The sequence below is a fragment of the Mesorhizobium sp. M2A.F.Ca.ET.039.01.1.1 genome (assembly GCF_003998035.1).
GTDB lineage: Bacteria > Pseudomonadota > Alphaproteobacteria > Rhizobiales > Rhizobiaceae > Mesorhizobium.
Genome location: NZ_RZRY01000425.1, coordinates 1 through 5565, shown reverse-complemented (window position 1 = coordinate 5565; position 5565 = coordinate 1). Strand labels below are relative to the sequence as shown.

Below are 5565 nucleotides of genomic sequence, written 5' to 3'. Positions count from 1 at the left end.
GATCACGGGTCGATGAATGTGCGGGTCGACCGCGGCATGGTCGAGGAAGCGCTGCGGTCGACGCGCAGCAGCTACACGCTTACCCCGCGCAATCCGGCTCGAGCCATCCATCTCGGCGGCAGCACCATCAACTTCACGCTGGTGGCCGGACCGCCCAATGTGCACGACATGGAGCGCGGCCGCCGCGCCGGCAACATGCAAGATTATCAGGACTTCGTCCGGCTGGCGCAGCATTTCAACTGCATCCATATGCTCGGCAACCAGGTCTGCGCGCCGATCGAGCTGCCGGCGAACACAAGGCATATGGACACCTATTTCGCCAATCTGACGCTGACTGACAAATGTTTCCACGTCTCGGCGATCGGGCGGGGCAGGGCGCTGGACGGCATCGAGATGATGGCGATCGCGCGCGGACTGACGCTGGATGAGATGGCGCGGGACCCCGCCGTCACCACCATCATTTCGGTCAACTCGCCGCGCCGCTTCGACGAGATGATGGCGGAGGGGCTGATGACGATGGCCGAATACGGCCAGTCGGTTGCCGTCACCCCCTTCACGCTGATGGGCGCGATGACGCCGGTGACGCTTGCCGCCGCGCTCTGCCAGCAGAATGCCGAGGCGCTGTTCGGCGTGACGCTGACGCAGCTCGTCAACCCCGGCACGCCGGTGATGTACGGCGCTTTCACCTCCAATGTCGACATGAAGTCGGGCGCGCCGGCCTTCGGCACGCCGGAAAACGCCAAGGCCAACATCATCGCCGGGCAGTTGGCGCGCCGCTACAATTTGCCCTACCGCACCTCCAACGCGAATGCCTCCAACGTCGTCGACCTGCAGGCGGCCTACGAAACTGAAATGGCGACCTGGGGCGCGGTGCTTGGCGGGGCCAATCTGATCTATCACGCCGTCGGCTGGCTGGAGGGCGGGCTGACAGCGTCCTACGAAAAGCTCGTGCTGGACGTCGAGATCCTGCAGAACATGATGGAGTTTCTGCGGCCGCTGCCGTTCCAGGAGGACGACCTCGGCTTCGAGGCGATCAAGTCGGTGCCGGCCGGCGGCCATTTCTTCGGCGCCGAGCACACCATGTCGCGCTACACCACCGCCTTCTACCAACCGATGCTCTCCAACTGGCAGAATTACGGCGCCTGGCAGGAAGCCGGCGGCAAGGACGCGCTGGAGCGGGCGACCGAGCTCTGGCAGCAGGCCTTGCACGATTACGAGGAGCCGGTGATGGACGCCGCGATCCGCGAGGAGCTCGACGCCTATGTCGCGCATCGCCGCGAGGAGATCGCGGCTAATCCGGAAGCTTAGGAAATTTATGCAATGCCTTATGATCTTGTCATCCGCCACGCGACGCTGATCGCCGGCGACGGCTCGAAACCCTTCGGGGCCGACATTGCCGTCACTGGCGACAGGATCACGGCGGTCGGTCGGCTGGACGATGCGCAGGGCGTCGAGGAGATCGACGCGAAGGGCAAGGTGGTCGCGCCAGGCTTCATCGACGTGCACACCCATGACGACGGCGCGCTGCTAGCCCCGCGCGGCATGGACCCGAAGATCAGCCAGGGCGTCACCACGGTGATTGCCGGCAATTGCGGTGTCAGCCTGGCGCCGCTGCTGCTCGACAAGACCCCACCGCCGCCCTTCACGCTGGTCGGCGGCCGCGAGAATTTCCGCTTCGACCGTTTTGCCGACTATGTCGCCGAGCTGAAGCGCCGCGGCATCGCCACCAACGCCGCCCTGCTTGTCGGCCACACCACCTTGCGCCAGCGTTGCATGCCGGTGACCGATCGTCCGGCCACCGAAGCCGAAACGGCGGCGATGCAGGAAGCGGTTGCCGAAGCGATGGCCGAAGGCGCGTTCGGCCTCAGCACCGGCCTCGACTATCCACCGGCCGTCAACTCCTCGACCGACGAGGTCAAGGCTCTGGCCGCCACGGCGGCAGGCCTGGGTGGTCCCTATGTCACCCACACGCGCAACTATTTCGAGACGATGGACGGAGCCATCGAGGAAGCGATCGACATTGCCGATCACGCCGGCGGCAAGCTCTTCATCTCGCACCACCAGTGCACCGGCCGCGCCAATTTCGGCAAGAGCCGGCCCTCGCTGGAGCGCATCGACCGGGCGCGCGAGGCGATGGATATCGGCATGGACGTCTATCCCTATGCCGCGAGTTCCACGGTGCTGCGCCTGGAGCGCTGCGACACCGGGCTGAAGATCCTCATCACCTGGTCCGACCCGCATCCGGAGATGGCGAGGCGCGAGATCGCCGACATCGCGCGCGAATGGAACTGCACCGAGCGCGAGGCCGGCGAGCGTCTGCTGCCGGCCGGCGCCGTCTATTTCCAGCTGGACGAGGACGATGTGCGCAACATCATCGCGCATCCGCGCACCATGATCGGCTCGGACGGCCTGCCGCACGACATCCATCCGCATCCGCGCCTGTGGGGCACATTTCCGCGCGTGCTCGGGCACTACGCGCGTGATGTCGGCCTGTTCAGCCTGGAGGAGGCCGTATTCCGCATGACCGGGCTGCCCGCGAAGGAATTCGGCATCGCGCAACGCGGCCTGCTGGCCGAAGGCAACTTCGCCGATCTCGTCGTCTTCGATCCCGAGACGATCATCGACACCGCCACCTTCGAGGAACCGCGCCGGCCCGCCGCCGGTATCGAGCATGTCTTTGTGAACGGCGTATCGGTGTGGCGAAAAGGGAGAGCCACTGGAGCGCTGCCTGGCGCGGTTCTCAAGCCTTCGGCCTCAAAGCCGATCGTCAGAGGCGCATGCAACTGCGGCGCCGATCACAGCGCCTCGTAAATTCCATCGACCGTTTCCAGCGTGTAGGCAAATTCCACCGGCCGCGTGCAGCGCCAGCCGTCGAAGGGGTGGTCGGCCAGCGCCTTCAGCGCCTCGGGATGGCGAAGAATGCCGCCGCCATAAAGCCGGTTCGCCATGTCGAGCATGCCGGTGCGGTGCATGGCCTCCGTCATGCTGCCGCAGGCGTCCTTGACCAGCCAGACGCGAAACCCCTCGTAAACCGCGTCGAAGACGCTCGCGGTCACGCAGCTGTCGGTGAGCACGCCGGTGACGATCAGGGTCTCGATGCCAAGGGCGGCGAGCCGCTGCGAAAGATCGGTCCGCCGAAAGGCGCTTGGCCAATGCTTGTGGATGACGATGTCGCCGGGCAGCGCTGCCACCTCGGCGCAGATTTCGGCGCCGTTGCTGCCCGCCACCGCGGAGCGGAATTCCTCGGTCAGGATCTCTTCCTGCCGCGCATAGCCGTCGCGTTCCTCCGGCTTCACCCAGGCCTGCGCATGGATGACGGGCACGCCCGCCGCACGGGCGGCTCCGATCAGCGCGGCGGTGTTGGCGAGCACCGCGTCATAGCCGACGACCGGCCAAGCCGCGCCGGGGCGGTATTCGTTCTGCAGGTCGATGACGAGCAAGGCGGTCTTGGCGAGGTTCATGGCTGATCCAAGGGATTGTCGAAGTCTGTGACGAAGCGGAAGAGCAGACGGATCGCCTCATCGAGGTCGGCGATCTCCATCGCTTCATGCGGGTTGTGGCTGCCGTTCTCGTTGCGCACGAAGACCATGGCGGTTGGAATACCGGCGCCGGCAAAAGTCGCCGCGTCGTGTCCCGCCCCGCTCGGCACATGCGGTGCCCGCATCTGCAATTCGGTAGCGGCGCGATCCAGCTTGGCGGCCAAATCTGCCGACATCGTCGCCGGCTCCCAAGTGAAACGCTGCCCGAGTTCGAACGCTACGCCCCGCCTGGCGCTAACTTCAGCCAGAATAGTCCGAAGCCGCGCCTCGACACGTTCGAGAACCGTCGCTTCGGCGCTGCGCACATCCAGCGTGAAGCCGAGCTCGCCCAGAACCCGGCTGCCGCCATGCTGTGTCGGATCGGATTGCACACGGCCGAAGGTGATTGTCGCCTCATGGTCTTCGCGCTCCAGCGCATCCCATTCGATCTCAAGCGCGGCGACCAGATCGGCAAAGCCAAGCACGGCGTCATGCCGGGCGAAGCGCGGCTCGGCGCCGGAATGGGCATAGGCGCCAAGGCATTTGGCGTCGACATAGCGGAACCCGCCGGCAATCCCGGTGACGATGCCGACCGGCGCGCCAGCGGCGACAAGCCGCGGTCCCTGCTCGATGTGCACCTCGACGAAGGCCGCGATCCGCGCGGCATAGATCCCCGGAACCCCGCGCCGCACCGCATCGGGGTCGAACCCTTCCTCTCGCATGTGTTCGGCCAGCGTGCGGCCGCTGTCGGATCGTTTTGCTTCAAGCGCCTCCGGATCGAGCAAGCCAAGAGCCGCCTGGCTGCCCGGATAGGACAGCGGAAACCAGACGGCTTCCTCGGCGCGCGTGGCCAGCACGATGAGATCGCGCGGCAATTGGACGGCTTTCGCGACCAACTCGGCCATCACCGCCAAGCCCGCCACAACGCCGGCGGCGCCGTCGAAATTGCCGCCATGCGCCACACTGTCGAGATGCGAACCGACGACCAAAGCCGGCAGGTCCGGATCGCGGCCACTGAGCGTCAAATAGAGATTGCCGGCGGCATCGGTGCGCGCAACCGCGCCGAGCTTCTGCGCCTCCTCACGCACGAGGTTGTGGGCGAAGCGCTCGCCGGGTCCGTAGGCGATGCGCGTGATGCCCGGCGCATCGGTCGTGGCTTCAGCGAGTGTCTCCAGGATGCGCCCGGCCAGGTGACCTCCGGCCGTCAGGATGGCGCTGTTCATGAAGCAACCTTGCTGGCTTCGGGCGTGACATTGCGCAGACGGTGCGGTGTGAGATCGTCCAGCGACACGCCTTGCCTCGCGACATCGTCCGGCAGGCCGCCGCCGGCGATCAGGCTGGCGCAGACGCGCGACAGCGCCGGCGAGGTCTTGATACCGTAGCCGCCCTGCCCGACCAGCCAGACGAAATCCGGAAACTCGTCGTCAGGCCCGACCACCGGGGAGCCGTCGGCGACGAAGGTCCGCAAGCCTGCCCAGGAACGCGACACACGCTGCACCTCGATCGTCGTTGCCCGTTCGAGGCGCTCGGCGCCGATCGCCACATCGATGTCTTCGGCAAAGGCGTCCATCGGCTCCGACGGCGTGGCATCGGCCGGCGACACGAACAGCTGTCCGGCATCCGGCTTGAAATAGAACTCCGCGCCGACATCGTTGACCAGCGGCCAGTCGGCAATGTCGACACCTGAAGGTGCGGGGATGTTGAAAGCGGTGCGGCGCTTCGGCTGCAAGCCGACCGGGCGGACGCCCGCCATCGCCGCGATCTCGTCACCCCAGGCGCCGGCCGCATTGACGATCAGCGGCGCAAGGAATGCGCCCGCTTCCGTTTCGACCCGCCATTGTCCGCCTTGCCGACCGATGCCTTTGACCCCGGCCTTGGTGACGATACGCGCGCCCCGCGCCCGCGCGCCGCGCAGAAAACCCTGGTGCAAGCCGTTGACGTCAATATCCATCGAATGCGGTTCGATGTAAGCGCCGGCAAGATAATCCCGGCGCAGCACCGGAACGTGCGCGATCGCCTCATCCGGCCTCATCGCAACGATCGAGGG

5 protein-coding genes are annotated in these 5565 nt (G+C 66.3%); 2 read left to right on the top strand and 3 right to left on the bottom strand.

What is annotated here, in order from left to right; all coding sequences use genetic code 11:
- Together EOA24_RS25805 and EOA24_RS25800 are read left to right on the top strand one after the other, a co-directional pair.
- Positions 1-1308 (top strand): trimethylamine methyltransferase family protein (locus tag EOA24_RS25805; protein ID WP_127410197.1); only part of this gene is annotated, 1308 nt, incomplete at its 5' end.
- Between the two features lie 12 nt (positions 1309-1320).
- Positions 1321-2811, top strand: coding sequence for a D-aminoacylase (locus EOA24_RS25800; protein ID WP_126082263.1), 1491 nt, complete (start codon positions 1321-1323; stop codon positions 2809-2811).
- On the opposite strand, the gene EOA24_RS25795 is transcribed toward EOA24_RS25800, so the two are convergent.
- The 3 genes from EOA24_RS25795 to EOA24_RS25785 form a co-directional block, all read right to left on the bottom strand.
- Positions 2796-3461, bottom strand: a complete 666-nt coding sequence (locus EOA24_RS25795) for an isochorismatase family cysteine hydrolase (protein WP_126082262.1) — start codon at positions 3459-3461, stop codon at positions 2796-2798. The genes EOA24_RS25800 and EOA24_RS25795 overlap by 16 nt on opposite strands.
- Entirely contained in the window at positions 3458-4741 is a 1284-nt protein-coding gene (locus tag EOA24_RS25790; RefSeq protein ID WP_126082261.1) for a Zn-dependent hydrolase, read from the bottom strand. Before EOA24_RS25790 ends, EOA24_RS25795 begins: the two co-directional genes overlap by 4 nt.
- Positions 4738-5565 (bottom strand): FAD-binding oxidoreductase (locus EOA24_RS25785; RefSeq protein ID WP_133374610.1); only part of this gene is annotated, 828 nt, incomplete at its 5' end. The genes EOA24_RS25790 and EOA24_RS25785, both read right to left, overlap by 4 nt.